Annotated in this window: 30 protein-coding genes; 16 read left to right on the top strand and 14 right to left on the bottom strand. The window is 68.4% G+C overall.

Annotated features, from left to right (window positions below; all coding sequences use genetic code 11):
* Positions 1 to 148: 148 nt before the first annotated feature.
* Genes AB0M15_RS34180 through AB0M15_RS34160 form a run of 5 tightly spaced genes read left to right on the top strand, consistent with a single transcriptional unit; the run spans position 149 to position 4,338 of the window.
* Positions 149 to 1,657: a 2-hydroxymuconic semialdehyde dehydrogenase gene (locus AB0M15_RS34180; RefSeq protein ID WP_363827862.1), complete on the top strand. Its 1,509-nt coding sequence runs from the start codon at positions 149 to 151 to the stop codon at positions 1,655 to 1,657.
* Positions 1,654 to 2,070, top strand: a complete 417-nt coding sequence (locus AB0M15_RS34175) for a RidA family protein (protein WP_363827859.1) — start codon at positions 1,654 to 1,656, stop codon at positions 2,068 to 2,070. The genes AB0M15_RS34180 and AB0M15_RS34175 overlap by 4 nt, the downstream gene beginning before the upstream one ends.
* 5 nt (positions 2,071 to 2,075) lie before the next feature.
* Positions 2,076 to 2,594, top strand: a complete 519-nt coding sequence (locus tag AB0M15_RS34170) for a 3-hydroxyanthranilate 3,4-dioxygenase (protein WP_363827856.1) — start codon at positions 2,076 to 2,078, stop codon at positions 2,592 to 2,594.
* Complete coding sequence (locus AB0M15_RS34165) at positions 2,594 to 3,604, top strand: amidohydrolase family protein (RefSeq protein WP_363827853.1); 1,011 nt, start codon at positions 2,594 to 2,596, stop codon at positions 3,602 to 3,604. Before AB0M15_RS34170 ends, AB0M15_RS34165 begins: the two co-directional genes overlap by 1 nt.
* Positions 3,604 to 4,338: an alpha/beta hydrolase gene (locus AB0M15_RS34160; protein WP_363827850.1), complete on the top strand. Its 735-nt coding sequence runs from the start codon at positions 3,604 to 3,606 to the stop codon at positions 4,336 to 4,338. The genes AB0M15_RS34165 and AB0M15_RS34160 overlap by 1 nt, the downstream gene beginning before the upstream one ends.
* 37 nt (positions 4,339 to 4,375) lie before the next feature.
* Here the strand turns inward: AB0M15_RS34160 and AB0M15_RS34155 are convergent, their stop codons facing one another.
* The 3 genes from AB0M15_RS34155 to AB0M15_RS34145 form a co-directional block, all read right to left on the bottom strand.
* Entirely contained in the window at positions 4,376 to 5,434 is a 1,059-nt protein-coding gene (locus AB0M15_RS34155) for a Fic family protein (protein ID WP_363827847.1), read from the bottom strand.
* A 146-nt stretch (positions 5,435 to 5,580) separates the two neighbouring features.
* Positions 5,581 to 6,255 (bottom strand): O-methyltransferase, encoded by a 675-nt coding sequence (locus AB0M15_RS34150; RefSeq protein ID WP_363827842.1) that lies wholly within the window; start codon positions 6,253 to 6,255, stop codon positions 5,581 to 5,583.
* Between the two features lie 158 nt (positions 6,256 to 6,413).
* Entirely contained in the window at positions 6,414 to 7,196 is a 783-nt protein-coding gene (locus AB0M15_RS34145) for a DeoR/GlpR family DNA-binding transcription regulator (RefSeq protein ID WP_328327915.1), read from the bottom strand.
* 101 nt (positions 7,197 to 7,297) lie between these two features.
* On the opposite strand from AB0M15_RS34145, the gene AB0M15_RS34140 reads away from it, so the two are divergent.
* Positions 7,298 to 8,200, top strand: a complete 903-nt coding sequence (locus tag AB0M15_RS34140; RefSeq protein ID WP_363827830.1) for an SIS domain-containing protein — start codon at positions 7,298 to 7,300, stop codon at positions 8,198 to 8,200.
* Positions 8,197 to 8,670, top strand: coding sequence for a polyketide cyclase (locus AB0M15_RS34135; RefSeq protein ID WP_363827827.1), 474 nt, complete (start codon positions 8,197 to 8,199; stop codon positions 8,668 to 8,670). The genes AB0M15_RS34140 and AB0M15_RS34135 overlap by 4 nt, the downstream gene beginning before the upstream one ends.
* On the opposite strand, the gene AB0M15_RS34130 is transcribed toward AB0M15_RS34135, so the two are convergent.
* Both AB0M15_RS34130 and AB0M15_RS34125 read right to left on the bottom strand, forming a co-directional pair.
* Positions 8,603 to 8,992: a GNAT family N-acetyltransferase gene (locus AB0M15_RS34130; protein WP_363827824.1), complete on the bottom strand. Its 390-nt coding sequence runs from the start codon at positions 8,990 to 8,992 to the stop codon at positions 8,603 to 8,605. The genes AB0M15_RS34135 and AB0M15_RS34130 overlap by 68 nt on opposite strands.
* Before the next feature lie 229 nt (positions 8,993 to 9,221).
* On the bottom strand, positions 9,222 to 10,391 hold the full coding sequence (locus AB0M15_RS34125; RefSeq protein WP_363827820.1) for an MFS transporter: 1,170 nt from the start codon (positions 10,389 to 10,391) through the stop codon (positions 9,222 to 9,224).
* Positions 10,392 to 10,465: 74 nt separating this feature from the next.
* Here AB0M15_RS34125 and AB0M15_RS34120 point away from each other — a divergent pair, with 74 nt between their 5' ends.
* The 7 genes from AB0M15_RS34120 to AB0M15_RS34090 all read left to right on the top strand — a co-directional run bounded on the left by AB0M15_RS34120 (position 10,466) and on the right by AB0M15_RS34090 (position 16,038).
* On the top strand, positions 10,466 to 11,041 hold the full coding sequence (locus AB0M15_RS34120; protein WP_363827817.1) for a CGNR zinc finger domain-containing protein: 576 nt from the start codon (positions 10,466 to 10,468) through the stop codon (positions 11,039 to 11,041).
* Positions 11,042 to 11,263 (top strand): biotin/lipoyl-binding carrier protein, encoded by a 222-nt coding sequence (locus tag AB0M15_RS34115; protein ID WP_363827814.1) that lies wholly within the window; start codon positions 11,042 to 11,044, stop codon positions 11,261 to 11,263.
* Positions 11,264 to 11,593: 330 nt separating this feature from the next.
* Positions 11,594 to 12,277, top strand: coding sequence for an RNA polymerase sigma factor SigE (gene sigE / locus AB0M15_RS34110; protein WP_363827811.1), 684 nt, complete (start codon positions 11,594 to 11,596; stop codon positions 12,275 to 12,277).
* Positions 12,274 to 12,888, top strand: coding sequence for a zf-HC2 domain-containing protein (locus AB0M15_RS34105; RefSeq protein WP_363827808.1), 615 nt, complete (start codon positions 12,274 to 12,276; stop codon positions 12,886 to 12,888). Before sigE ends, AB0M15_RS34105 begins: the two co-directional genes overlap by 4 nt.
* Positions 12,889 to 12,905: 17 nt before the next feature.
* Positions 12,906 to 13,979, top strand: a complete 1,074-nt coding sequence (locus AB0M15_RS34100) for a sigma-E factor regulatory protein RseB domain-containing protein (RefSeq protein ID WP_363827805.1) — start codon at positions 12,906 to 12,908, stop codon at positions 13,977 to 13,979.
* 79 nt (positions 13,980 to 14,058) lie between these two features.
* Positions 14,059 to 15,624 (top strand): trypsin-like peptidase domain-containing protein, encoded by a 1,566-nt coding sequence (locus AB0M15_RS34095; protein ID WP_363827800.1) that lies wholly within the window; start codon positions 14,059 to 14,061, stop codon positions 15,622 to 15,624.
* A 75-nt stretch (positions 15,625 to 15,699) separates the two neighbouring features.
* Entirely contained in the window at positions 15,700 to 16,038 is a 339-nt protein-coding gene (locus AB0M15_RS34090; RefSeq protein ID WP_344842194.1) for a sec-independent translocase, read from the top strand.
* 386 nt (positions 16,039 to 16,424) lie between these two features.
* Here AB0M15_RS34090 and AB0M15_RS34085 read toward each other — a convergent pair whose 3' ends face one another.
* Positions 16,425 to 17,570, bottom strand: a complete 1,146-nt coding sequence (locus tag AB0M15_RS34085; protein ID WP_363827796.1) for an Mrp/NBP35 family ATP-binding protein — start codon at positions 17,568 to 17,570, stop codon at positions 16,425 to 16,427.
* A gap of 116 nt (positions 17,571 to 17,686) precedes the next feature.
* Here AB0M15_RS34085 and AB0M15_RS34080 point away from each other — a divergent pair, with 116 nt between their 5' ends.
* Positions 17,687 to 19,690: a hypothetical protein gene (locus AB0M15_RS34080; RefSeq protein WP_363827793.1), complete on the top strand. Its 2,004-nt coding sequence runs from the start codon at positions 17,687 to 17,689 to the stop codon at positions 19,688 to 19,690.
* Here the strand turns inward: AB0M15_RS34080 and AB0M15_RS34075 are convergent.
* The 5 genes from AB0M15_RS34075 to AB0M15_RS34055 form a co-directional block, all read right to left on the bottom strand.
* Positions 19,662 to 20,198, bottom strand: a complete 537-nt coding sequence (locus tag AB0M15_RS34075) for a DUF1003 domain-containing protein (protein ID WP_363827791.1) — start codon at positions 20,196 to 20,198, stop codon at positions 19,662 to 19,664. The two genes, AB0M15_RS34080 and AB0M15_RS34075, sit on opposite strands and share 29 nt — an antisense overlap.
* Positions 20,188 to 21,453 (bottom strand): CBS domain-containing protein, encoded by a 1,266-nt coding sequence (locus AB0M15_RS34070; protein WP_363827788.1) that lies wholly within the window; start codon positions 21,451 to 21,453, stop codon positions 20,188 to 20,190. The genes AB0M15_RS34075 and AB0M15_RS34070 overlap by 11 nt, the downstream gene beginning before the upstream one ends.
* A gap of 215 nt (positions 21,454 to 21,668) precedes the next feature.
* Positions 21,669 to 22,196 (bottom strand): hypothetical protein, encoded by a 528-nt coding sequence (locus AB0M15_RS34065; RefSeq protein WP_363827785.1) that lies wholly within the window; start codon positions 22,194 to 22,196, stop codon positions 21,669 to 21,671.
* A gap of 12 nt (positions 22,197 to 22,208) precedes the next feature.
* Positions 22,209 to 23,018 (bottom strand): hypothetical protein, encoded by an 810-nt coding sequence (locus AB0M15_RS34060; RefSeq protein WP_363827782.1) that lies wholly within the window; start codon positions 23,016 to 23,018, stop codon positions 22,209 to 22,211.
* The gene (locus AB0M15_RS34055; RefSeq protein ID WP_363827779.1) at positions 23,008 to 23,964 is read right to left on the bottom strand and encodes a LuxR C-terminal-related transcriptional regulator; all 957 of its coding nucleotides are present in this window, start codon (positions 23,962 to 23,964) and stop codon (positions 23,008 to 23,010) included. The genes AB0M15_RS34060 and AB0M15_RS34055 overlap by 11 nt, the downstream gene beginning before the upstream one ends.
* A gap of 152 nt (positions 23,965 to 24,116) precedes the next feature.
* Here AB0M15_RS34055 and AB0M15_RS34050 point away from each other — a divergent pair, with 152 nt between their 5' ends.
* Complete coding sequence (locus tag AB0M15_RS34050) at positions 24,117 to 25,091, top strand: CoA ester lyase (protein ID WP_363827774.1); 975 nt, start codon at positions 24,117 to 24,119, stop codon at positions 25,089 to 25,091.
* On the opposite strand, the gene AB0M15_RS34045 is transcribed toward AB0M15_RS34050, so the two are convergent.
* The 3 genes from AB0M15_RS34045 to AB0M15_RS34035 all read right to left on the bottom strand — a co-directional run bounded on the left by AB0M15_RS34045 (position 25,088) and on the right by AB0M15_RS34035 (position 26,889).
* Entirely contained in the window at positions 25,088 to 25,708 is a 621-nt protein-coding gene (locus AB0M15_RS34045) for a VOC family protein (protein WP_363827771.1), read from the bottom strand. The two genes, AB0M15_RS34050 and AB0M15_RS34045, sit on opposite strands and share 4 nt — an antisense overlap.
* A gap of 48 nt (positions 25,709 to 25,756) precedes the next feature.
* Positions 25,757 to 26,425, bottom strand: coding sequence for a peptidylprolyl isomerase (locus AB0M15_RS34040; RefSeq protein WP_343982782.1), 669 nt, complete (start codon positions 26,423 to 26,425; stop codon positions 25,757 to 25,759).
* Positions 26,426 to 26,499: 74 nt separating this feature from the next.
* Positions 26,500 to 26,889, bottom strand: a complete 390-nt coding sequence (locus AB0M15_RS34035; RefSeq protein ID WP_363827765.1) for a hypothetical protein — start codon at positions 26,887 to 26,889, stop codon at positions 26,500 to 26,502.
* Between the last annotated feature and the right edge of the window lie 66 nt (positions 26,890 to 26,955).

Raw genomic sequence — 26,955 nt, 5'->3', positions numbered from 1 at the left:
GCGCCAGCAACTGCTCTCGCGCCAGCCAGCCCTCCGGGCTCAGCTCGGGGCACCGCAGCCCTCTCGCCCATGGCCGGAGGCATTGCCGCCCTCTCGTCCTTGCTCCGGCCGATGTGGCGGCCTGCCGCCACGAGGCGAGGTGGTGTCGGTGAGCGCGGGGTTGTGGCAGCCGGGGTTGCTCACCGGGCAGCCGTCGTCGGTGGGGTTGTTGCGGAACTTCGTTGGTGGTTCGTTTGTTGAGGGTGGCTCGACGTTTGCGAAGGTCAGTCCGGTGACGGGTGAGCAGATCTTCGAGGTTGCTGAGGCTGATGCTTCGGTGGTGGATGCTGCTGTGACGGCTGCTCGGGCTGCGCTCAGTGGGCCCTGGGGGCGGATGAGTGAGCAGGAGCGGGCGGTTGTGCTTCGGCGGGTGGCTGACGAGCTCGAGCGGCGGTTCGAGGATCTGGTGGCTGCTGAGGTGGGGGACACCGGGAAGTCGATCAGTCAGGCCCGGACCTTGGACATCCCTCGGGGAGCGGCCAACTTCCGGTCGTTTGCGGACTTTGCGACTACTGCTTCCACCGAGTCGTTCGCAACGACGTTGGCCGACGGGCGGCGCGCGCTGAACTACGCGGTGCGGAAGCCGGTCGGAGTGGTCGCGATCATCGTGCCGTGGAATCTGCCGTTGCTGCTGCTCACCTGGAAGGTGGCGCCGGCGCTTGCCTGCGGCAACACTGTGGTGGTGAAGCCCTCGGAGGAGACGCCCTCCTCGGCCACCGTTCTCGCCGAGGTGATGGCGGCTGCCGGCGTACCGGATGGGGTTTTCAATCTGGTGCACGGCTTCGGTCCGTCCTCGGCCGGTGAGTTCCTGACCAAGCATCCGGGCGTCGACGCGATCACCTTCACCGGCGAGTCCGCCACCGGCAGCGCGATCGCCAAGGTCGCCGCCGACGGTGTGAAGGCTGTGTCCTTCGAGCTGGGCGGCAAGAACGCCGGCCTCGTCTTCGCCGACGCCGACCTCGACGCGGCGGTCGAGGGATCGGTCCGCTCGGTCTTCACCAACGGCGGCCAGGTCTGCCTGTGCACCGAACGCCTGTACGTCGAACGCCCCGTCTTCGAGGAGTTCAGCACCCGCCTCGCCGCCCGCGCCGCCGAACTCACCTTCGGCTGGCCCGCCGACGAGGCCACCGTCAACATGCCGCTGATCTCCAAGACCCACCGCGACAAGGTCCTCTCGTACTACGACCTCGCCCGAGCCGAAGGTGCCGACGTCCTCACCGGAGGGGGCGTACCGTCCTTCGGCGACGCCCGCGACAACGGTTGCTATGTGCAACCGACCGTCGTGACCGGCCTGCCGTCGACCGCCCGGACGAACACCGAGGAGATCTTCGGCCCGATCTGCCACATCGCCCCGTTCGACACCGAGGACGAGGCGTTCGCCCTGGCCAACGATTCGCAGTACGGGCTGGCGGCAACCGTCTGGACGCGCGACGTCGGCCGGGCGCATCGGGCCGGCGCGGCTCTCGACGTCGGCATCGTCTGGGTCAACACCTGGTTCCTGCGCGATCTGCGCACGCCTTTCGGTGGTACGAAGCTCTCCGGCATCGGCCGCGAAGGCGGGAACCACTCCCTCCACTTCTACTCAGAACTGACCAACGTCTGCGTGGAGCTGTCGTGAGCGATGCGAAGGTGGTGGCCGGGAAGGCGACGCCGCGCGGGCGGTTTCCGCATGTGAAGGTGGCGGGTGGATTCGCCTTCGTGTCGGGGACATCCAGCCGGTTGCCGGACAACACGATCGCGGGCGCGTCGGTGGACGAGTTCGGGACGACGACGCTGGACATCCGGGTGCAGACGCGGGCGGTGCTGGAGAATATCCGGGACATCCTGGGCGTGGTCGGGGCCGGGCTGGAGGACGTGGTCAGCGTGACGACGTACCTGGTGTCGATGAACGACTTCGGCGGGTACAACGAGGTCTACGGCGAGTTCTTCGACGAGAGCGGACCGGCCCGGACGACGGTCGCCGTGCATCAGCTGCCGCATCCCCAGTTGTTGATCGAGATCCAAGCAGTCGCAGCGGTCAAGGAGAGGTGAAGACGATGGCGAACCTGGAGTCGACGAACTTCCCCGAGTGGGTCGAGCAGAACAAGCACCTGCTCAAGCCGCCGGTGGGCAACAAGCAGATGTTCCCGACCGGCGACGACTTCATCACGATGGTGGTCGGCGGGCCGAACCAGCGCAACGACTTCCACGTCGATCCGTACGAGGAGTTCTTCTACCAGATCAAGGGCACGATGCACGTCGACGTGATGACGGACGACGGGCCGGCCCGGGTGGACATCAACGAGGGCGAGATGTGGATGCTGCCGCGCAACATGCCGCACTCGCCGCAACGTGACGCGGACTCGATCGGCCTGGTGATCGAGCGAGTCCGCGAGCAGGGCACGCTGGAGAAGTTCCGCTGGTACTGCGCCAACTGCAACGCGATCGTGCACGAGGTCGAGCTCCAGGTGAACGACATAGTCGAAGACCTGCCACCCGTCTTCAAAGCCTTCTACGACAGCGAAGAAGCCCGTACTTGCCCACAGTGCGGCACTCTCCACCCAGGCAAGGCTTGATGCCTACAGCGGTGGATATCCACACTCACCTTGTGCCGAAGGGGTGGCCGGATCTCGCCGCGACTTGTGGTGGGGAGGGGTGGCCGTGGTTGCGGGTGGATTCTGAGCGGGCTGCGATGATCATGGTCGGGGAGAGCGAGTTCCGGCCGATCGGTGCGCAGACCTGGGATCCGGCGACCCGCCGAGTGGATATGGATGCTGATGGCATCGATCTGCAGGTGGTTTCGCCTACGCCGGTGTTCTTTGCGTATGAGCGGCCGGCCGATCAGGCGATCAAGGTTTCGCGGATCTTCAACGATCTGACCTTGGAGACGCTGGCGGGGGACAGCAGGCTGGTGCCGTTCTGCCAGGTGCCGTTGCAGGATCCGGATGCGGCTTGTGAAGAGCTGGATCGGTGTTTGGCGGCGGGGCACGTGGGGGTCGAGATCGGCAATCACGTGGGGGACAAGGATCTCGACGACGCCGGGATCGTTGCCTTCCTCAAGCATTGTGCCGAGGTGGGCGCGCCGGTGTTGGTGCATCCGTGGGACATGCCGGGCGGACCGAGGCTCGACCGGTGGATGGCCCGCTGGCTGACCGGGATGCCGGCTGAGACACATCTCTCCGTGCTGGCGATGATCCTCGGCGGCGCCTTCGACGAACTGCCCGAGTCGTTGCGGATCTGCTTCGCCCATGGCGGCGGGAGTTTCGCCTTCTGGCTGGGGCGAGTGGAGAACGCCTGGAATCGCCGTGGCGACGTAGTACGGGGCAAGTCGCAGTACCCGCCCAGCCACTACCTCGGCCGCTTCTCCGTCGACACCGTCGTGTTTGAGCAACCAGCGTTGCGGTTACTGGTCGATACCCTCGGCGAGGACCAGGTGATGGTCGGTAGTGACTATCCGTATCCCCTGGGTGAGCGACCTGTCGGGGAGGTCGTCCGGCGGGCCGACTGGCTCTCGGAGGCCCAGCAGGTCAAGCTGCTGTCAGAGAACGCCTTACGTTTCCTGGGGGACCGAACTGGGAGGTCTTGATGACTGAGGACCGCTCTGTACTGACCCGTGAGGCCCGCGACCCGGACGAGGAGCTGAGCTACGGCAACTACCCGGAGCAGATGGTCGACGTCTGGCATGCGCAGGAGCAGCGGCCGGCGATCATCTTCATCCACGGCGGCTTCTGGCGCCCGGAGTACGACCGGGTGCACGCCCGCCCGCTAGGCGAGGCACTGGCCGACGAGGGCTGGCCGGTTGCCTCGATCGACTACCGCCGCGAGCCGGGCAACCCCGACGCCACCGCTACCGATGTCCGCGACGCCCTGGACCGGCTGGAGGACCTGATGGACCTCCGGGCCGGCTTCGTGCTGGCCGGGCACTCCGCGGGCGGCCACCTCGCCTTGTGGGCGGCTGCGACGTTCAACCCCATCCGCCTCCGCGGAGTTGTTGCTCTGGCCCCAGTAGCCGACCTGCTGATGGCCGATCAGCTAGAGCTCGACAAGACCGGAGTACACGACTTCCTGGGTGGAGGCGTCCGCAACGACCTGGACCCGACGCACCTGCCGGCGCCGATCATGCCGGTGTCGATCGTCCACGGCACAGCCGACGCCCGGGTTCCCATCGCTGTCTCCGAGTCGTATGTCGCCGCCCACCCCACCGCCAGACTCGTCCGGGTGGAAGGTACGGGCCACTACGAGCTGATCGATCCCCTGAGCGACGCCTGGCCCCATGTGACAGCCGAGATCAGCAGGTTCGCCGGCTGGGCGCAGCAGTAAGCCCAGGGATCGAGTCGATGGCGGCCGCAGGCCGTCCCTACCGAGTGCCGGGGATGCGGCGCCAGCGGGCTGCCCGGCCGGTGCCTTCAGGCATCACCCGCTTCTCCGCCTTGAGTTGATCGAGCACCAGCCGGATCGTCTGGTCGCTCACCCCGGGCAGCGCCAGCCGAACCTCGGCCAGCTTGAAGACCGGCGCAGCATGCTTCAGGACGTGAGTACGGACCCGCTCCTGCTTGGTGCTCCCCGAGCGATCCGCCGCAGCCTTCCGGGCGAAGGTTTCGTACGCCGTCGCGAGCGTCGCCACGAAATAGCTGAGCCACGGCCACGGATCGGATTGGTCGGAATGCCAGTCGTGCGTCGAGCGGAGCAGCGTTTCGTAGTACTCGTCCGCCGAATCGGCGATCGACTGCTCAAGTGACACCCACCGGCAGACCTCGTAGCCCGAATCGATGAGCAACGCGTTGGTCAGTGCCCTCGCCACCCGCCCGTTGCCATCGGCGAACGGGTGAATCACGAGCAGATCCAGCACAGCCAGTCCGACCAGAAGGATCGGATGATGCCTCTCGGCCAACTGTGCCGCCTGGTACTGCTCGAGCAAGCCGACGAGATAACTCTCGGTCTTCGCGGCGCTGACCGGGACGAATCTCACCGTCACGGTGCCGTCCGGCGATCGATCGACCACGAGGTTGTCGTCGAGTTTCAGCCTGCCGCCATCCAGCGCGGTCTCGGACCAGAGCAGTCGGTGCAGGTGCAGGATCAGACCGAGGTTCAGCGGGTGCCAGTCCTCCTGGAAAAGGTAGTCCAGAGTCTTCCGGTACCCGGCGAATTCCTGCTCACTCCGGTTTCGCAGCTGTACCACTTCACCGTCGATGATTCGCCGCGCCCGCCGGACATCAGCCACCACTACGCCTTCGATGGCAGACGACGCAGTGATGCTCTGAACCCTGGCCCGGCTCGCGAGTTCGGTCAGCAGGGCCGGTAGCTGATGGCGGTAGAGGGCCTCGCTGCCCCGGCCCGTGTCGATCGCCCGGAGATGCATGACGACGTGCGCCGGTACCTGCCCGATGAGCCGATCGAGGTCCGCGAAGGAACGCATCCCCTGAACCTCCAAAAGAACCTACATTGGTGCTAATCAGAAGCCAGATTAGCACCATTGTTGCTTTCTTTAGGTAGTTCAGTCGAGCACATCTAACTCGACGTGCTCGTTCGACGTCATCGAGTGACTGCCGGTTGAGGTGAGGGTCAGGCGCGCTTGACGGCGGCCAGGAGGCCGTCGCTGGTGGGCAGTAGCGCCGAGGTGAGGTCGTCGTTGTCGCGAATGGCTCGGATGAGGTCGCGGACGGCCGTGGTGTCCGGGTCGCGGTGGGAAGGGTCGGCGACCCGGCCGCGGAGGAGTGCGTTGTCGAAGGCGACGACGCCGCCCGGGCGCAGCAGGCGGAGGGCCTCGTGCAGGTACGCCGTGTACTCCCGCTTGTCCGCGTCGCAGAAGACCAGGTCGTAGTGACCGTCGGTCAGCCGGGTGACGACGTCCAGGGCCGAGCCGGCGATCAGCCGGAACCGGTTGGACGGTACGCCGGCGTCCAGGAAGGTCTTGCGGGCCAGCCGCTGGTTCTCCGCGTCCAGGTCGACCGTCGTCAGCGTGCCGTCGGCGCGCATGCCGCGCAGTAGCGCGAGGCCGGAGACGCCGGTGCCGGTACCTATCTCCACGACCGCCTTGGCGCCCACCGCGGCCGCCAGCATGCTCAGCGCGGAGGCGGCACCCGGGCCGATCGAGGAGATGCCACTGTCGTCGGCGCTCGCCCGTGCACCAGTGACGACTTCGTCCTCACCGGTGTAGTCCTCGGCGTAGGCCCAGGACGTGGGGTCGATGCCCGTGGCGATGATGCCCTCCCTGATCGATGCCGCTGCGGTACTCATCTAGCCAGAAGCCTAGCGTCCCGCGATGCCCAGACCGCGCCTCCCGCGCTGAGGTTGCGCACTCTTGCTCGTAACTTCTAGCCCTGAGCAGATATGATCGTGTTGACTAGGCAGCAAACACCCAGCGAAGGAGGTACGGACAGATGTCAGGCCACTGCTCAGGAGCGAATGACGTCGATCCCGGCTTCCTTGAAGATCGACAGCTGCGACTCGTCGGCCTGCGCGTCGGTGACGAGCGTGTCGATCTCGCTCAGCTCGCAGATCCGGGCGAAGGCGCGCTGGCCGAGCTTGCTGGAGTCGGCCACCACGACCACCTTGGCGGCCCGGCTGACGATCAGCTGGTTGATGTTCGCCTCGCCCTCGTGATGGGCGGTGGCGCCGGTCTCGTCGATCCCGTCGACGCCGATGAAGGCGATGTCCAGCGACAGGTCGGCCAGGATCCGGTGCGACAGCGGGCCGATCATCTCGTACGACTGCGGCCGCGCGACGCCGCCGGTCAGCACCATCTTGACGTGCGGGCGGACGATCAGCTCGTTGGCGATGTTCAGCGCGTTGGTGACGAGCGTGAAGGCCGGCTCACCGTGCTCGGCGGACAGCTCCGGCCGGGTCGCCAGCGTGCGCGCCACCTCGGAGATCGTCGTCCCGCCGTTCATCCCGATCACCATGCCGCGCCGGACCAGGGTCGCCGCGGCCTGCGCGATCCGCTGCTTCTCCGACGCGAAACGCGCAGTCTTGTAGCGCAGCGGCAGGTCGTAGGAGACCGCGTTGGCGACCGCGCCGCCGCGGGTCCGGGTCAGGAGCTGCTGTTTTCCCAGGTGGTCCAGGTCGCGCCGGATCGTCGCCGCGGAAACGTGCAACTGCTCCGCGAGCTCGTCGACATCGATCGCGCCCTTTTCCGCGAGCGACTCGAGCAACGTATTCAGGCGTTCATAACGCTTCACCCGGGGCTCCTCCTTCACACAATCGGTCAGCGGGATAGCTGCCGGTTGGCACCATTCGATCACGTTCGAGCAGTTTCGACCATTACAAGTCCGGAGACGACATGACCGACACGCCCTTTTTGGCCGATACGCCCTTCGTGAGCACTGAGATCGCCACTCAGCCCGAGCTGTGGCGGCAGGTGTCAGCCGGTTTCGCGCAGTACGGTGGCGCTTTGCCCACGGCCGGACAGCGGGTTGCAGCGGTCGGCTGCGGCACCTCCTGGTTCATGGCGATGGCGTACGCCGCGCTGCGCGAGGACCTCGGCCAGGGCCTGACCGACGCGTTCGCCGGGTCGGAGTTCCCGGCCAGCCGCGAGTACGACGCGATCGTGATCATCAGCCGGTCCGGTACGACGACCGAGGTGCTCGACCTGATCCGCAACACGACGCTGCCGACGATCGCGATCACCGCGACGCCGGGCTCGCCGATCGTCGAGCTCGCCGACCACACGATCATGCTCGACTTCGCCGACGAGCAGTCCGTCGTACAGACCCGGTTCGCGACCACCACGCTGGCGCTGCTGCGGGCGTCGCTCGGGCAGGACCTGTCGCAGGCCGCCGCGGATGCCGAGGTCGCCCTGACCATCGACGTGGACGAGCTGGCCAAGCTGGAGCAGGTCACCTACCTGGGCACCCGCTGGACCATCGGACTGGCGCACGAGGCCGGCCTGAAGCAGCGCGAGGCAGCGTCGGCCTGGACCGAGGCCTACCCCGCCATGGACTACCGGCACGGCCCGATCGCCATCGCCCAGCCCGGCCGCGGCGTCTGGATCTTCGGCGAGCCGCCGGCGGACCTGCTCGACGACGTGTCCGCCACCGGCGCCACGATCGTCCATCACGCCGACCTGGACCCGATGGCCTCCCTGGTCGTCGCCCAGCGCGTAGCAGTCGCCAAGTCCCTCTCCCTCGGCCTCAACCCCGACCAACCCCGCAGCTTGTCCCGTTCTGTCATCCTCGGCGGGTGACTGACAAAGAACGCTTCGAAGTACGGCGACAGATCGCTGCCTCACCTGCGGAGATCTTCGCCGTACTCCGAGAGCCCAGCGGCCATGTGGCGATCGACAGCACCGGCATGCTCCAGTCGGCCGAGGGCAAGCAGGTCACGGCGGTCGGCGACGAGTTCGTCGTTCACATGGACCGGGAGGCGCTGAACGACCTCCCGATGGGCAAGTACGACGTCACGGTGATCATCACCCGCTTCACCGAGGACACCGAGCTCGAGTGGACGATCTCCGGATCGATCCAGCCGCCCATCAAGCACCTGTACGGCTACCAGCTCCAGCCGAGCGCCGTGGGCACCCTGGTGACGTCCTACTACGACTGGAGCCAGATCGAGGAGCGCTACCGCGGCAGGGTGAACTTCCCGATCATCCCCGAGGCGGGTCTGCGCGCAACTCTGGGCATTCTGGCGCGCACAGTCGAGCAGCGGTCATAGGAGACACCAGCACCCAGCCCAGCCGGTCATAGAGCCGCTGCCCTTGCTCGGTAGCGACCAGTACTCCGGTACGCGCGCCGCCGCGGCTCGCAGCCTGGCTAAGCGCTCGCATGACGGTGGTACCGAGTCCCCGGCGCTGGTGGCCGGGCTCGGTGATCACCTGATCGATCACTGCGTACTCGCCGGTGCGCGCCGCCTTGCCGCGCGCCGCTAGTGCGCCGTCTCTGCTGACAACCACCTCGATGACACTGTCGACCTGTTCCACCCTGAGCTCGTACTCCGCTGGGCAGCTCGGCGCCTCCGCGGTCAGCTGGGTGCTCATCAGATACTCCGGCTCCTGTATCTCCCACCGCCCGTCCAGAGCCGGTGCCGGGGCGCAGATCTTCAGCCAGGTGTCTGGCGCTGTCAGTCGGGTTGCTAGCTCCGGCGCATGGGTGGGAAGCACATAGCGCGTGAGGTGTCCCGGCCTGTTGACATCGATGCGGTAGCCCTCGGGCACCTCCACCGGCGCAGGTGTTGCGCGCACTATGGCCCAGCCCTCGGCCCAGGCTTTAACCAGCATGTGCGACCGCCTTATAGCTCGATAGATAGCCAAGGGCTGAAGCGCCGACCAGGCTTGCTGCGATCAGTAGGAGAGCGGTGTCGGTGCCGATAGCTGGGACTAGCAGGCCAGCGGCCGCCTGGCCGACGGCGGCGGCACCTATTCGGAGGCTGGCGGCTGAGGTGCTGACCCGGCCTTGTAGAGCTAGTGGGCTGTAGACCTGGCGGGCGGCGAACATGGCGGGGAGCATCGGACCCTCCAGGAGGCCTGTGACGGCTGCGAACACCACCAGCACAGCGAAGCTGCTCGCCAACGGCCAAGCGGTGAAGGCGAGGCCGTAGGCGGCTACCGACACCATCACAACGTGCTCTGGGCGCCAGCGGGTCTGGAAACGACCTAGGAGAAGGGCTGTCGTGACGCTGCCCAGCTCTAGCGCAGTCCAGAGGTATCCGGCGGCAGAGCGTGGCATGCCGAGCGAGGCCATGTGGAGCGGCAGCGTGATGAGCAGCATGCTGACCACGCCCATCAGGAGAGTCGTGGTCACCGTGGAGGCTCGCAGGCGCGGAGTGCGGGCTAGGTGGGTGAGGCCGGCTATTACAGAAGCCAGGAAGGGTTCCTGGGTCTTGTGGGCGGGCGATAGTGCAGGTAGGCGACCGATCGCCAGGATGCTGAGGGCGGCGGTCAGGGCGATCACTGCGGCGGCGGCTTCTACCGATGCGGCTGCGGCGATGGTGGCGGCTGCGGCAGGGCCGGTGATGGTGGCGGCGCCGAAGCTGGCTGCCTCTAGAGAGTTGGCCCGGGGGAGACGCTCGGGTGGGACCAGGCTCGGGAGCATGCTGGTGAATCCGCCGCTGACCAGTGGAAGCGTCATGCCGGCTAGTGCTGCGAGCGCGGGAGTGACCCAGTGAGGGCTGTGGCCCACGACGGCGAGCATGGCGATCATGACGGCGCCTACGACGGTCTGGTTGAGGGCTAGCGCAGTACGGCGGTAGGGCGTTCTGTCGAGCCAGGCGCCGAGCAGGGGGCCGGTGACGATTGCGGGGAGCGCGTAGGCGGCTCCCGTGATGCCGGCCAATGCAGCGCTGTCGGTGCGGTCCAGGACGAGCAGGACGAGGGTGAAGACGACCATCTCGGCGCCGACCCGCGCGATGGTCGCGGCGGTCAGGTAGCGGGCCAGCATCGTCCCCTCCTCAGTTTCGTAACGGATAGATGGCCGTTACGCGTTACGTTAACAAAGGCGTTACGATCGGTCGAGTGGATAGTTTGACGACGCCGGACCGGATGATCCGGATCGCGGTCGACCTGGTGAACACCAAGTCGCTCGATCCGGAGACGCTGACGTCGGTCGACGCGTTGCGCGAGTTCCTGCTCGAGCACGGCGAGCCGACGGCGACAGTCGACGACGGGGACCTCGCCGCCGTCAAGGCGGTCCGGGAGCGGATCCGGCCGGTGTTCCACGCCGAGCCGCGGGAGGCGGCCCGCATCCTCAACGAGTTGCTGAGCGACTTCGCAGTACGGCCGTATCTGTCGGATCACGACGGGTCGCCGTGGCACCTGCACGTCGCCAAGCCGGAGGCGACGTGGGCCGAGTGGGTGGCGGCCGGGGCGGCGCTCGGGCTGTCCGGATTCGTGGCCGGGCACGGCTTCGACGCGATCGACACCTGCGCCGCGGCGGATTGCGAGCGGGTCTTCGTCAACGCGGCGGAGCGCCGCCCACGACGGTTCTGTACGCCGACCTGCGCCGGCCGGACCCGCGTTGCGTCGTACCGGGCCCGCACCAAGGCAGCGGGGCCTAGGATCGCAGCGAGGCCCCGGCAACAGGAGGAATGAGTGGCGCACATCGTGGTGGCAGAGCTGGTGGCGAACGTCCAGACGATCATCGCCAAGGCCGGGGACACGGTGGAACCGGAGGACACCCTGGTCATCCTCGAGTCGATGAAGATGGAGATCCCGGTGCTCGCCGAGGTGGCCGGCACGATCACCGAGCTGAAGGTCTCCGAGGGCGAAGTCGTCCGCGACGGCGACCCGATCGCGGTCATCGAAGAGAACTAGTGCCCCGCGTTGGCGGTTGCTTGGCGCTTGCGGCGCCCAGGCACGCACCTCGCGGCAGCGGAGGAACGGCCACGATGGAAAAACATCGAGGCCGCCCCTCCGCCACCGCGATGCACGCACCTGACCACCGCAATCACTCAAGCAACCGCCAACGCGGGGCACAGGCGTTCAACCTTTGTCGCCGCTCGCGCGTCTGGTAGATGAGAGTTCCATGAGAGCTGCCGAGGCGGGGAACTTCCCGTCAGCGGGGGCCGTTGACTCGTCGTACTGGCATCCCAGGGTCGAACCAGGGTGTACCCGACGTGCGAAGAGGACGGTGAACGCGGCACCATGGTGTTCTCACTCGTTGCCGAGCGGACCCAGGGAGGCGTTGCCGTGAAACCGGTCGACACTCCTGTGGTGCCCGCTGCGAGCACCCCGAAGGTCCAGCCGGAGATCGAGGCGCTGCCGTCCTGGGACGAGATCGTCCGGGCCCACTCGGCCCGCGTCTACCGGCTCGCGTACCGGCTCACCGGCAACAAGCACGACGCCGAGGACCTGACCCAGGAGGTCTTCGTCCGGGTCTTCCGCTCGCTGTCGTCCTACACGCCCGGCACCTTCGAAGGCTGGCTCTACCGGATCACCACGAACCTGTTCCTGGACGGCGCCCGCCGCAAGCAGCGGATCCGCTTCGACGGGCTGCCCGACGACGCGCATGACCGGCTCCCGGCCAAGGGCTCCGGCCCGGCCGAGAAGCTCGACCACGACCTGTTCGACCACGACGTGCAGTACGCGCTGGACGCGCTGCCCGAGGACTTCCGGGCGGCCGTGGTGCTCTGCGACATCGAGGGCATGACGTATGACGAGATCGCCGACGTGCTGGACGTGAAGCTCGGCACCGTCCGCAGCCGGATCCACCGGGGCCGTTCGATGCTGCGCAAGCACCTCGAGCACCGTGCGCCGCGGTCCGGCCAGACCCGTATCAGTGGCCCGCCCGCGGACGGGCCCCTCGCTGCCGGAGGTGACGACCGGTGACCGTGCAACATCCCTTGGACAAGCTGAGCGCTGTCGTCGACGGTGAGCTCGACCACGACTCGCGCGACAAGGTGCTGAGCCACCTGGTCGGCTGCGACGACTGCCGCTCCGAGGTGGACGCCCAGCGGCGGCTCAAGGCCCGGCTGGCCGCGACGCCCGCCCCGGACCCGTCGATGGACCTGATGCAGCGCCTGATGGGCGTCTCGTCGTTCGGCACGGAGCCGCGCGAGGAGATCCGCCCGGTGCTCACCCCGGCCGCCTTCACGCTCATGCCGCAGCGGTCGGCCTTCCCGGCGGCTCGGAGCGACGCCACGCGACCAGGGTCTCGTACTGCGATCCGCAGCCGCCGGCGTACCGGCGTACTGGGTGCAGCGGGCTCTGCCGCGGCTGTGGCCTCCCTGCTGGGCACTGCGTTCGTCCTGGGCGACCCGGCCCGGTCGGAGCAGCCGCCGTCGCTGCAGCCGCCGGTGGCGAGCTTCAGCGTCGACCACGCGGCAGCGGCCGCCGGTGCTCCGTTCGCGGACCCGGTAGCGCTCATGAACTCCTTCAACGGGGCTGGCTACGCCGGGCTGAGCCCGACCCTCCAGCCGGTGGCCCTGACAGGCCGCTGACGAGGAGGGACACCGCTGTGAGCCTCTCCCGGCTCGCCGTACTGGTCGGCACTGCGCTGATCGGCTTCGGCCTGCCCATGCCTGCTGCTGCCACGCCTGTTCCGGTGGCGCAGCGCGAGGACAACCCGAACGCTGTCGCCTGGCTGGAGCGGGCGGCGGCGGCGCCGGATCACGTGTCGTACCACGGCACGCAGATCATCACGTCCTGGGGATCGCAGGGGTCCAGCTCCGCGATGCTCGACATCGTGCACGCCGCTTCGCAGGGGTCCGAGATCAGCGTGGTCGGCTCGTCCGCGTCACCGGGCGCCAAGGCGTTCGTGCAGCGCGCCAGCCACGCAGTGGGGCCGACTGTCGACGGTGGGCCGCTCTCGCTGCTCAAGGCGACGTACGAGCTCGCCTACAAGTGCTGCACGGACACGATCGGGCGGGCCGCCGTACTGATCGAGGCGCTCCGGGGTGACCAGACGCTGGCTGCGCGGTTCTGGATCGACCAGGCGACCGGGCTGCTGCTGCAGCGGCAGCTGTTCAGCGACGACGGCAAGACGCTGGTCCGGGCGACCGTGTTCACCGACCTGGAGGTCGAGCAGTCCGAGTTCATCGGCCACCTGCCCCCGATGGCTCCGGGCAGCGTGGAGGCGGTCGGGATGGGCAGCGTCGACGGGCTGCGCTCGCAGGGCTGGACCTGCTCGCCCGTGCTCCCGGCATCGCTGCAGCTGTACGACGTACATCAGGACCAGGCGACCAAGTCGCTGCAGTTCTCGTACTCCGACGGGCTGTTCAACGTCTCGCTCTTCGAGCAGCGCGGGGAGCTCGACCCGGCGGCAGTGGCGGGCTACACGGCGTCGACGACACCAGAGGGTGCCCGGGTCTACCAGCGGTACGGCATGCCGTCGTACGTCGTCTGGTCGTCGGGTGGGATCGTCTACACGATGGTCGGCGACCTGCCGTTCGAGACGCTCGGCAAGGTGGTCGCGGCGTTCCCGCATGTGCCGCCGCCCAACGTCACGGCGGTCCAGCGGATGGGCACCGGGTTGGCTAAAATCGCCTCTTGGCTCACACCGATGGGTGCGCTTTCCCACAAGCTGGGATAATGAATTGTGGGACTACCTGCCGGCACCCCGGTGCGGGCGGTTCCCGACTCCAAGATGACGACGACGTGAGGCGGGCACCGTGAGCTGGGATGACGCCGAACCGACGCGCCGGAACCCTGCCGTTCCGGACGGCAGCCAGGAGGGTAGGTCGCCGGTCGGCGACCCGACCCTCGCCGACGCGGCAGCAGGTCTGACTGCACCGACGCCGGTGACTCCTGCGCCTGCCCCGGCGCCCACACCTGCCCCTGCCGGGCCTCCGGCGGGCACGGGCTTCACCGGGATGGCTCCTTCGACCAATGGGTATGCGGGGAGTCCAGCGGTCTCCGCGCTGACTCTGCCGAACACCATGGCGGGGTCGCAGCCGCTCCCGGCGCCGGGCAGCAGCAGTTCGGCGTACCGGCAGAGCAACGGGCGGTCGACGACCCAGCGGAGCTTCGGGCGGCCCGAGCCGCAGGAGAACGGGTTCCGGCCCACGTACTCCGCCGGACAGGCCTGGCCCGCCACGCAGCCGACGTACGTGCCTCCGCCGCCGCTGGACTGGCACCAGCAGCAGGCCCGCGCGTACACGCCGGCGCCGCCGGAGAAGCGCAACAAGATCATCAGCCTGGCCGCCGTGGTCGCGCTGCTGGTCGGTCTGGTCGCAGGCGGAGGTGCGGCCGTGGCGGTGGTGGCTCTGGACAAGAACAGCGTCGACGACTCCGGCCCGGAGATCGGTACCGGCGCCGACCCGAAGATCAAGACCGGCTCCGTCTCGGCCGTCGCCCAGACGCTGCTGCCGAGCGTCGTTCAGCTCAAGGTGGAGGGGTCGGACGACTCCAGCGCCACCGGCTCCGGCTTCGTGATCGACGGCTCCGGGCACATCCTGACCAACAACCACGTCGTCGCGGCCGCGGCGGACGGCGGTTCGATCCAGGTGGTGACGGAGAAGGGCAAGGTCGCCACGGCTCGCCTGGTCGGCCGCTCACCGGCGTACGACCTGGCAGTGGTCCAGGTGTTCGGGATCGATGCGCCGTCGGTGCAGTTCGGCGAGTCCGCGAAGGCGGTCGTCGGGCAGGACGTGGTGGCGATCGGTTCGCCGCTCGGCCTCGCCGGGACCGTCACCTCCGGGATCGTCTCGGCGAAGAACCGGCCGGTGACCGCCGGTGGTGAGGGCGAGATCTCGTACATCAACGCGCTGCAGACCGACGCGGCGATCAACCCGGGCAACTCGGGCGGGCCGCTGGTCGACATGGAAGCGCATGTGATCGGTGTGAACTCGGCGATCGCGACGGTGCGCGGTGCTGAGCCGGGTGCCAGTGGAAACATCGGGCTCGGTTTCGCGATCCCGATCGACCAGGCGCGGCGTACTGCCCAGCAACTGATCGCCTCCGGCCACGCGTCGTACCCGGTGATCGGCGCGAACGTGGACATGCAGTTCGAGGGCGGCGCCCGGGTCAGCGAGATCCTGCCGAAGAGCGCGGCCCAGCGAGCCGGACTGCGGACCGGCGACGTGATCACCCAGATCAACGGCCAGTCGGTGGACACCGCCGAGGCGCTGATCGTGGCGATCCGGACGCACCAGCCCGGCGAGAACGTCAAACTCGTCTTCGAGCGCGGCGGCAAACCGCGCGAGGTGACGCTCAAGCTGACCGCCCAGGAAGGCTGAGCGACCCGGACTGGTTGTCGACCAGCGGCGGGCTAGGCTGTCCGCGGCGCAACGGAACCTCGGAAAAGGTGGGGCATGTTCAACATCGGTCCGCTCGAGATAGCGGTGATCGCCATCGTCGCCATTCTCGTCTTCGGCCCCGACCGGCTTCCGGAGTTCGTCCGTACCGCCGCCAAGCTGCTCGGCCAGGTCCGTGGCATGGTCAGCAAGGCTCAGAACGACCTCCGCGAGGAGCTCGGCCCGGAGTTCGCCGACCTCGACGTCCGCGACCTCAACCCGCGCAGCTTCGTCCGCAAACACCTCCTCGACGGCATCGACGGCGACTTCGACGACAAGCCGGTCTCCAACGGCTACACCGCCCCCGAACGCCTCCCCGCCGGCACCCGAGCCCCCTTCGACCCCGAAGCCACCTAGTCGTCTAGCGCGAGGTACTGACCCACGCCGGCGCCTCGTTCGCTCCTGCGTCGCTCTTCGGCGCTGAGCTCCCACCCACCCCGCTGCGCGGGCTCCTGCGTCGCCCGCTTGGTGAAAGCGGGCTGGTTGTCGCTGGAGCCGCATGGGGGTGGTGACTGCCAAGTCGTCCACCGGGCTGGTGTCAGGCGTGAGGTGATTGGAGCGGACGCGGACGGGCCCGTCGACCGGGGCAGCTCTCGGCGGCAGCGTGGCTACCCGCCCTCAGCACACACATGACGACGGGGCCAGGGTGTGGGTCGAGTAAGCGGGCGCAGCACGCGCTCAGGGTGGGTGGGAGCTGCCGACGGAGGAGGCTGCGTAGCGAGGCCGCGTGGGAGAACTACAGGTCAGCGACCAACAGGCGAGAGACCGAGTTGACGGCCGAGCAGCCCGCGGGGCTTGCCGCCTAGGCGTTCGGCGATTTCGCTGAGTACCAGTGCGGCCGGGGTCTCGGGGTCGGCCATTACCAGTGGCTGGCCGATGTCGCCGCCGCTGCGGAGGCGTTCGTCCAGTGGGACCTCGCCGAGCAAGGGGATCTCGTACCCGAGTCGCTGCGACAGTGTCGACGCCACGCGGGCTCCGCCGCCGGAGCCGAAGATCTCGATCCGGTGGGAAGGGCCGCAGTGGGGGCAGGGGAGGAAGGACATGTTCTCGATCACGCCGGCCACCCGCTGGTGCACCATCTGCGCCATCGTGCCGGCCCGCTCGGCCACCTCGGCGGCGGCCTCCTGCGGGGTCGTCACCACGATGACCTCCGCGCTGGTCAGCCGCTGGCCGACCGAGATCGCGATGTCGCCGGTACCGGGCGGCAGGTCGAGCAGCAGGACGTCGAGGTCGCCCCAGTAGACGTCGGCCAGCATCTGTACCAGCGCGCGGTCCAGGATCGGCCCGCGCCAGGCGACGACCTGGTCGCGCTTGGGCTTGAGCATGCCGATCGAGATCACCTTCACGCCGTGCGCGGGCACCGGCATGATCATGTCGTCCACCGCGGTCGGGCGCTCGTCCGCGACCCCGAACATCGCAGGGATCGAGTGGCCGTAGATGTCGGCGTCCAGTACGCCGACCGACAGCCCCTTGGCCGCCATCGCGACGGCCAGGTTCACCGTCACCGAGGACTTGCCGACGCCGCCCTTGCCGGACGCGATCGCGAACACCTTGGTCAGCGAGTCGGCCCGCGCGAACGGGATCTCCTTCTCGGCCACCCCACCGCGCAGCTGTGTCTGCAGGGCGGCGCGCTGCTCGGTCGACATCACGCCGAGCTCGATCTCCACCCCGGTCACGCCGTCGAGCGCGCTGACGGCGGCGGTGGTGTCGCGGCGCAGGGTGTCCTTCATCGGGCAGCCGGCGACGGTCAGCAGGATCTTCACCGCGACCACGCCATCGGTTTTCACCACGACGGATTCGACCATGCCGAGTTCAGTGATCGGCTTCTTGATCTCCGGGTCGATGACGCCACCCAGTGCGGCGGTCACTTGGTCAGCAGTTGGGGCCATGTCCACAAGGCTACGTGCTCCACAAGCCCCGCCCGACCCCAGTCCACTGTGACCTCAAGCCCAGTAGGCAGGCCTAACCTCCCTCAACCCACCTGAAGGACGGCTAGCATCGCCGGATGCCCCGCCCGGCGATTACCCCACTGCATGAGCGGCTGCGCCGGGTCGCCCTGGGGCTGGAGAAGCGCAACCTGCCGCACCACCAGCTCCGGGCCCTCGCCGATCTCGACCGGATGGAGCGGCCGCGATCGCCCCGCAAACTGCGGAGGATCCCGCCGGAACGGATCGCCTGGTACGCCCGCCTGCTCGCCGAGATCACCGTCGCCGGCTCGGGCGATCCGGTCCGCGGTGTCTTCGTCGATCCGCGGGTCGCGGCCACGGCCCGGTACTACCTGACGTCCCTGTCCGACCCGCTCTCCCGCGAAGTGATCCGCCAGATCTGGCTGGGCGACCCGACCGGGCCACTGACCGAGATCGTCCGGCAGCAGCTCCCCGCCGACCTGAGAGACCAGGCGGTAACCCTGTTCCTGCTGGGTGACTTCGACCGGTACGTCCTCGCGGATCCCTCTGGCGCCCTGGTCGAAACCGCCCGCGCGGAAGGCGATCCGGCCCTCCGTGTCCAGCTCGCAACAGCCGCCCGCCGCTGGAACCGCCTGAACTGGGCCTACCGCGTGGCGGCCGTCCCCGAGCGCCTGCTCCCGGAGGAGTGGGACGCCGTCATCGAGCTGCTCACGGCCGGGGAACGGCAGGAGTACCTCTGGCAGGCGATCAGCAAAGCCCCGTTGAGCTGGTCCGCCCGCGTTCTCGCAAAGCTGTCCCATCCGGCCGGCGAACACCTCTCCCGACTGGCAGTGCGCTACACCGAGATGGCATCGGCAGTACGACCCTTCGAACTCTTGATCCGACTGGACGCGGGTCTCGACCGGACCCAGAGGTGTGCGTTCAAGCTGACCGCGGACGGTTTGACGCTGGTCGCGATCGGTCCGCGCGAGATCAGCCTCTGGAGTCTCGCCCCGGCATCGCAGCGAGTGGAGGAGACGCGCCGGATCCCGGCGCGGACGCTGCTCGGCGACCGGGAGGTGGCGATCAGTCCGGACGGCTCGTTGCTGGCGGTGGCCGTACCCGGCCCGAACGGGCGGCCGGAATCGGTGCAGTGGTGGCGGCTACCCGAGGCCGAGCCGGTCGGGGCCGAACGCGTGCGGTTCCACTCGCCGAGTTTGCTGGCCTTCGCGCCGGACGGAGCATCGCTGCTCAGCGTCGGTAAGACGTCGTCCAGGGTATGGCATGTCCCGCAAGCGCGGAGACCCGGCGGGCGACGGCTGCGGGCCGCCGAGCGTGCGTTGTTCAACGGGTCGGTCGGGGACTGGCCATGTCTGGCGATGAGCCCGGACGGGTCGCTGGTCGCCGTCGGGCAAGGCAAGTCGGTCCGAATCCGGCGGTGGCCGGACGGTACGACCATCGCGCATCTGCCGGTGGCGCGGACCGGCTTGACCCAGCTCCGCGAGCTGCTGATCTCTCCCCAGGGCGACACTGTGGTGGTCTACGGTCTGGCTGGAAGAGACGGGAGGCGACTGGTTGTCGCGTCCTTGTCGGCCGGCGCACCGCTGGCCGCACAGACGATCGCCAAGCCCGTATCGCAGCCAGTCGTCACTCCCGATGGCGAGCACCTCGCTGTTGTGGAGCAGACCGGCCTGAGCCTCTGGCGGCTGCCCGGCTGCACGCGCGGCGACACCCCGCCGGCCGACATGAACGCACCGGCCAACCTGCAGGCAGTCATCAGTCCGGACTCGCGCCTGCTGATCCTGCGCGGGTACCAGAGAACCGAGCTTTTCGAGCTCCCCTCAGGGCGCCGGCTGGAACCACTCGAACTGACCAATGCCGACCTGCTGCCGGACCCGGACGGCGCGCTGCTCGTCGGGACCGCCCGCGGCGGAGCGATCGAGGTCTGGCGCTACCGCCGGTCGCTGGTGAGCGAGCTGGCCGAGCGGCCGATCAACGAGCTGACCGGGCGGGAGACCGAAGCGTTCTACGGCGAGTACGACGACCCCGCCGACGCGGCCCTGGCGGAGCTGGGGGCGGCGGTGCTGCGCTACCTCAGACGCGATCGTCCTCGCGGTCTTTGAGGTCGAGTTCGGCCAGCAGGGAGCGTAGTTCCGAGCGGAGGAAGTCGCGGGTGGCGACCTCGCCGATGGACATACGCAGCGCCGCCATCTCGCGGGCCAGGAACTCCATGTCGGCGCGGGTCCGGGCGTCGACGTCGCGGTCCCGCTCGTACTGGACCCGGTCGCGGGCCTCCTGCCGGTTCTGGGCGAGAAGGATCAGCGGCGCGGCGTACGACGCCTGGAGGCTCAGAGCCAGCGTCAGGAAGATGAACGGGTACTGGTCCCAGCGCATGCTCTCCGGCGCGAAGATGTTCCAGAGCACCCAGAGCACGATCGTCAGGGTCATGTAGACCAGGAACTGGCCGGTGCCGAGGAACCGGGCGATCCGTTCCGACAGCCGGCCGAACGCGTCCGCGTCGTACGCGCGCCGCCGCACGATCGTCCGCCGCAGCTCGCGGGGGATGTCCAGCCGGTCGGCGGCCGGCCGGGTCAACCGGCGCTCGTCGGTACTGCGGTCGTCACGGGGCATGGCCGTCCACCTCCTGCTGATCGGGTTCGCGCCAGTCGTCGGGGAGCAGATGGTCGAGTACGTCGTCCACGGTGACCGCACCGAGCAGCCGGCCCTCGTCGTCGAGCACAGGCGCCGCCACCAGGTTGTAGGTGGCGAGGTACTTGCTCACGGCATGCAAACTGTCATCCGGTCGCAGCCCGTCGAGGTCCGTGTCCAGTACTCCGGACACCAGCGCGGACGGTGGTTCGCGCAGCAGCCGCTGGATGTGGCCGATACCGATGAACCGGCCGGTCGGCGTCTCCAGCGGCGGGCGGCACACATAGATCATCGCGGCCAGCGCCGGGCTCAGCTCGGCATTCCGCACATGCGCCAGCGCATCGGCGACAGTGGCGTCCGCCGGCAGGATCACCGGCTCCGAGGTCATCAGACCACCAGCGGTCCGCTCCTCGTACGTCAGCAGCCGCCGGACATCCTCGGCCTCGTCCGGCTCCATCAACGTCAGCAGTGCCTCGGCGGTCTCCGTCGGCAGCTCGGCGATCAGGTCGGCCGCGTCGTCGGGCGACATCTCCTCGAGCACGTCCGCAGCCCGCTCGGTGTCCAACCCGGCCAGGATCTCCACCTGGACGTCCTCGGGCAGCTCCTCCAGTACGTCCGCCAGCCGCTCGTCGTCCAGCGCGGCAGCGATCTCCTTACGCCGCTTGGGCGACAACTCATGCAGTACGCCGGCCAGGTCCGCCGCCTTCATCGAGTCGAAGGCCGCCAAGATGTGAGTAGCGCCCTGACCCTCCTCCACCGACGCGAACCCGCTCACGTCGGCCCAGTCGAGCACATGCGACTGCCCCCGGCGCCGCCGGAACCGCTTCCCGCCCTCGGTGACGGCCACCTTCGTCAGCACCCAGTCGCGGGTCCGCCACTGCTCCATCGCCAGGTCGAACACAGTCGCCTGCGCACCCGACTCGATGATCGTCACAGTCCGGTCCAGCAGCTCACCGAGCACCAGTACTTCGGTACTGCGCTGCTCGAACCGGCGCATGTTGACCAGCCCGGTGGTGATCACGTGCCCGACATCCACCGAGGTCACCCGGGTCATCGGCAGGAAGATCCGCCGCCTGGTGAACACCTCGACGACTAGGCCCAGCACCCGCGGCGGCTGCGTCCCTTGCCGGAGCATGACGACGACGTCGCGGACCTTGCCGACCTGGTCCCCGTTCGGGTCGTACACGGGAAGACCAGCCAGTCGGGCCACGTAGACGCGCGTAGGAGGGCCGCTCATAACTCGAAGGCTAGTGCCCCGAGCGCGCTCACCCCGCCCAAGACATGATTAAGAGGGCGTCTGGGAGCTCCACGCCTACTGCGGGGCACTCGGCACGGCACCTCGCCGCACTGGTGCAAAGGTGACGATGCTCCGCATCGACCCCTCCGCCCCAGCACGCCGAGCTACCGCACCGAGCACCTCCTCGCTACGGCGTGGAGCTCCCAGACGCCCTCTCAGGTCAGCTTGGGACGGCGTTTGGAGCGCCGGTGGAAGGTGATCGGCCGCTTGCCGCGGGTGGTCGCAGTGCTCCCTGTAGGCGTCTCCAGCCGGGACTGCCCGTCGAACCGGCCGACAGCCTCGGTGATCTCACCGGTGGGCTCTAGGACGAGCAGATCGGCCTCTACGCGCCAGCGGTCGAGTTGAGTGTCCAGACCGTCCGCATTGAGCCGCTCTGTGCGCAGTACCAGCGCAGCGGCCGTCCACTCCTCGCTAGCGGGATCCAGACGCCGTACCGACGCCTTCCACCCGGCCAACCGGTTCGTAGCGGGCTTAGCCGGTACGACGACCTCAGCCGTCCCCGCCTCAGCCAACCCAGGCAGCGGCTGCTCAGCACTACCAGCCCTGTCGACCAGTACTACGTACGCCCCGTCCACCGTGGCGAACCAAGCCGGCGCGGGCCGCCCACCGTTCCAGGACAACCAAACGAGCCCGGCCTTCTTCATCACCCCGGCGATCTCCGCAACAGCCTCGTCAGTCGTCACCCGCCAAGACTGTCACAGGTCGCGCAGTGCAGCCTGTGCTCCGGCCTGGAACCGCGTCTGCGCGCCCAACTCCTGCATCAGCGCAGCTAGCTTCCGCTGCGCCGTCCGGGGGCTCACCCCAAGCTCACGAGCGATCTGCCCGTCCGAGAGCCCCGACAGCAGCAGCGAGGTCAGCAAGCGAGCCTCTGCCTCGTCGTCGGGCACAGGAGGCAGTGCCCGCTCCCACAGCCGCTCGAACAGCTCCTGGTAGGCATCGAGCAGCCCACACGGCTGCAGGATCGCAGCGCGGTCCTCACCGAGCATGATCAGCGCCATCCGGTCGTCGACGAGGTACAGCTCCACCGGGAGCGTCGGTACCACCCGCACCTCGCCGCACGGATCCGGCTGCAAAGCGGCCGCCTCGTAGATCGTCCGGCACTCGACGTGCACCTCAAGTGGCACCTGTGGCGACCGGATCAGGCGCCGCACCTCATGCCGGCCCGCTTGCTGGACCTGCACGATCCGCTGTCGCACAGCAGCGGCATCCCCGACGTACTCGAGCAGGGTCGGCCGTGGCGCGGTCACATGCTTGCGGTAGGCAACCATTAGTGACGAGATGTGCTCCCGGGCCTCCCGCAGTTGCCGCTCGCGGTCGAGGATCAGCACCTCGAGCGCGATGTCCGGCGCCACCGCCTCATGCCCGCCGTCGACGGGTGTCGCCAGCCCCTTCGCCACCAGGGCCGTCAACACATCACCGGCCGGTACGGGCTGGTGCGCGATCAGGGCCCGGTACGCCGCCTGCTCGGCCGACGTGAGGCCGAGTACTGCGAGGTCATCCGTCATGTGAGTCCAGCCATCCCCGGAGTACGGCCTGGTGGCCTGCCTGGAACCTGGTGTCGGCACCGAGTCGCTGACGCATCCGCTCGATCCGGGAGCGGACATTGCGCTCGGTCCAGCCCAGCTGGGTCGCTGTCTCGCTATCGGTGAGCCCCGACATCAGCAGGGCGAGCAGCTCCCGCTCCTGCTCGGTAGGACGGTCGGTACGGCCCGACTGCCCGGCATACGTCGCCAGCGGGACCGCCCGGCTCCACAGCAGCTCGAACAGCGCCTGCAGAGTCGCCACCAGGGTCGGATCGTGGATCAGCAGCGCAGCGGAGTACTGACTGGCGCCGATGTCGATCGGCACGAACGCCATCGGCCCGTCGGTCAGGATCAGCTTGAGCGGTACTTCACCCACCCGGGCCCGGTCGCCGTCGTTGACGCCGCTGACCCGCGACGCCAGCCGCCCGGGCCGGTCGACGGACCCCTTCCGGTCGTACAGGATCCGGAGGGAGATGCCTTCGCGCAGGTGCTCCAGCTCGTTCTGATGGACCTGACTCGGGTCGGCCATGAACGGGGGAGCATCCGAGAAGCACACCTCGCTCCTGGCGCTCCGGACCAGCCGCTCGATGCCCGCGGCGATCTCGGGCTCACCCCGGAGTACTTCGATCAGCTCGGCCGGCTCGCTGCGCGTAGTACTGGTGTGGAAGCTGGTGGCGAGCAGCACCGTCTCCTGCCGCGCCTTGGCCAGCTCCAGCTCGCGGTCCCGGAGCAGGAGCTCCAGGGCGATGTCGGGCGGGAGTACCAGGTAGCGGGGCGGGTTGGAGGGCATCAGGGTGAGCAGACCGAGCTCGACCAGCCGTTTGGCGGCAGCCGGGTCACTGACCTCCGCCTCGGTCACCGGCAGCCGGGACACCAGGTCTTCGTAGAGGTCCTGCTCAGCACGAGTTAGTCCGAGAGGCTCCAGCACAGCACCGATCATCGCTCACGCCCGGGGTCGTTCGGGAGCCGGTGACCCCGGACACATCCCCGTCGGGCGTGAGGGATGTCACCGACGTACGGTCGGCGGTTTCGCCGTACGCTGCGAGTGACCGACGGGTAACCGGACTGAAGGATGCGGCGATGGCTGACGAGACGACCACCACCAAGGCGCTCCGGAGCAGGCGTTCGTGCCTGGCGACGCCGGGCTCGAACCCGCGCTTCCTGGAGAAGGCCAAGGGCCTGGACGCCGACCAGGTGTTCCTCGACCTGGAGGACTCGGTCGCGCCGATCGCGAAGGTGGACGCCCGCAAGAGCGTCGTCGCCGCGCTGAACGAGGGCGGCTGGGGCAACAAGATCCGGGTGGTCCGGGTGAACGACTGGACCACCGAGTGGACCTACGGCGACGTGATCGAGGTGGTCGCCGGGGCCGGCGCCAACCTGGACTGCATCATGCTGCCGAAGGTGCAGACCGCCGAGCAGGTGGTCGCGCTCGATCTGCTGCTGACCCAACTGGAGAAGGTGCACGGTTACGAGCAGGGCCGGATCGGGATCGAGGCGCAGATCGAGAACGCGCTCGGCCTGACCAACGTGAACGCGATCGCGGCCGCCTCGCCGCGGGTCGAGACCATCATCTTCGGCCCGGCGGACTTCATGGCCTCGATCAACATGAAGTCGCTGGTGGTCGGCGAGCAGCCGCCCGGCTACGACGTCGGCGACGCCTACCACTACATCCTGATGCAGATCCTGATGGCGGCCCGCGCCTACGGCAAGCAGGCGATCGACGGCCCGTACCTGCAGATCAAGGACGTCGACGGCTTCCGCCGGGTGGCCGGCCGCGCCGCCGCCCTCGGCTTCGACGGCAAGTGGGTGCTGCACCCGGACCAGATCGCCGCCGCGAACGAGGTCTTCTCGCCGCGGCAGGAGGACTACGACCACTCCGAGAACATCCTCGACGCCTACGACCACTTCACCTCGGCCGCCGGCGGCGCCCGCGGCGCGGTGATGCTCGGCGACGAGATGATCGACGAGGCCTCCCGCAAGATGGCCCTCGTCATCTCCGCCAAGGGCCGTGCCGCCGGCATGACCCGCACGGACGTCTGGAAACCAGAAGACTAGACCTGGGACATCAGCGCGAGCAGATGTCCATCGGGGTCGGGGAAGAACGCCATCCATTCCTCGACCCCGTCGTCATGTTTGTGGATCAGATGCGGCGCCGCCTCGAACGTGACGCCGCGCGCCAGCAGTTCGTCGTACGCCGCGTTGATGTCATCGACCCGGAAGTACAGGACCGACGGCTCGCCGGCCGCCTCCTCGCTCGCGCTGAGGAAGAGCCGCGTCCCACCGCAGTCGAAGAACGCCAGGTCGCCGAAGGTGTAGAGATGCGGCAACCCGAGCACCTCCCCGTACCACCGAACGGCGACCTGGATGTCGCGCACCGGCCGGGAGATCTGCCCGATCACACCTAGCTGAACCGCCATCGCCGAGACTCCTTCTCGCGGGGAGCGCAGTACGCTGCCGACCGGTATGCCGCGCCAGTCGCGCAGCTCGGCCCGGCGATCCAGGCCGAGCTTCTGCAACGCGTTGGCGACATGGAACTTGACCGCGTCGACGCTGATCCCGCGGCGGGCGGCGATCTGCCGGTTCGACATCCCGTGCCGGACCGCATCCACCACCCGCCACTCGGCAGGAGTCAGGACATCTGGGTGCCGCGGGCGACCGCGTCTGGTGGTCACGCCCTCAAGCTAGCCCCGGAAGTACCCGAATTACCCTCCCCTGAGGAATTAACCCAGGGTGAGGACCTTGAGGATGCGGATCGGGTAGGTGGGCGGGCCGTCCTGGTCCGGGTCGGCGATGCCGGCCTTGACCATCCGGTCGAAGGTGGACATCCCGAAGATCACATGCCCGAGCACGGTGTAGTTCGGCGGGATGTTGGCGAACGAGTGCACGACGAAGAACTCGCTGCCGTTGGTCCCCGGTCCTTGGTTGCCCATGGCAACGGTGCCGCGCGGGTAGGTCTCCTTGCCGGTGACCTCGTCGGGGAACTTGTACCCCGGTCCGCCCTCCTCCTGGCGGTAGATGTCACCGCACTGCAGGACACCCAGCCGGGCCGAGTTCGTCAGCCGGAAGCACTGCGTCCGGTCGTAGAACCGGCTGTTGACCAGGTGGACGAAGCTGGACACGCCGCACGGTGCGTTGGCCCGGTCCATCCGCACCACGAACGGGCCGTAGTTGGTCACGAAGAACACGTCGACCGTGCCCTTCGCGAGTGCCTTCGCCTTCGGCACTGTGACCGGCTTGGCAGCCGGGTTCTCCGGCGTCGGCGTGAACTCGCACCGCACGGTCGGCCGCTGGTGCCCGGCCGGTACCGCGGAGGCCGCGTTCGCGGTGGTGGACGTGAGGGTCGCGGCGGCGAGGCCTGCCACAACCAGCAAACTCAGTCTGCGCAACATGGTCGCCAACCTAGTCCTGACATGACAGCGCTGTCACCGGAAACGGGTGTTGTTTCCGGTGACAGGACGCTGGGTCAGCACTCCTCGAGGCCGTCGATGCTGTTCGTCGCGTTCTCGATGTAGTAGCTCGACATGTAGCCGCGGATGTTGTTTGGTGTCTCGACCCAGACCCAGTACGGGTTGCCGCCGACGACGGTCCCGGTGCTGACCTGGCAGAAGATCCTGACGACGCTCCAGTTGTTGACGTAGTCGACGATGTTCGAGCAGTTGAACGGTCCCGGGTACAGGCTGCACTGCTCGCCGCCTGTGCGTACCGCGACGCCGTCGCCCCAGACGCCGTAGAAGCCGGCGCCGTGGCCGGCCGCGGATGCGGTGGACGCGCCGACGGTGACGAAAGTGGTGCCGGCCAGTAGCAGTCCGGTTCCCGCGGCGGCGATCCGCCGGGCGAAGCGAGAAAGAGTCAAGGAACAGTCCTTTCGTGAAGACGAACCCGTCGCGCAGTGCGACCGGGACGTCACGAAAGGTGCCAG

This window comes from Kribbella sp. NPDC051718, assembly GCF_040681515.1.
Taxonomy (GTDB): Bacteria; Actinomycetota; Actinomycetes; order Propionibacteriales; family Kribbellaceae; genus Kribbella.
This window is presented reverse-complemented; position numbering and strand designations above follow the sequence as displayed.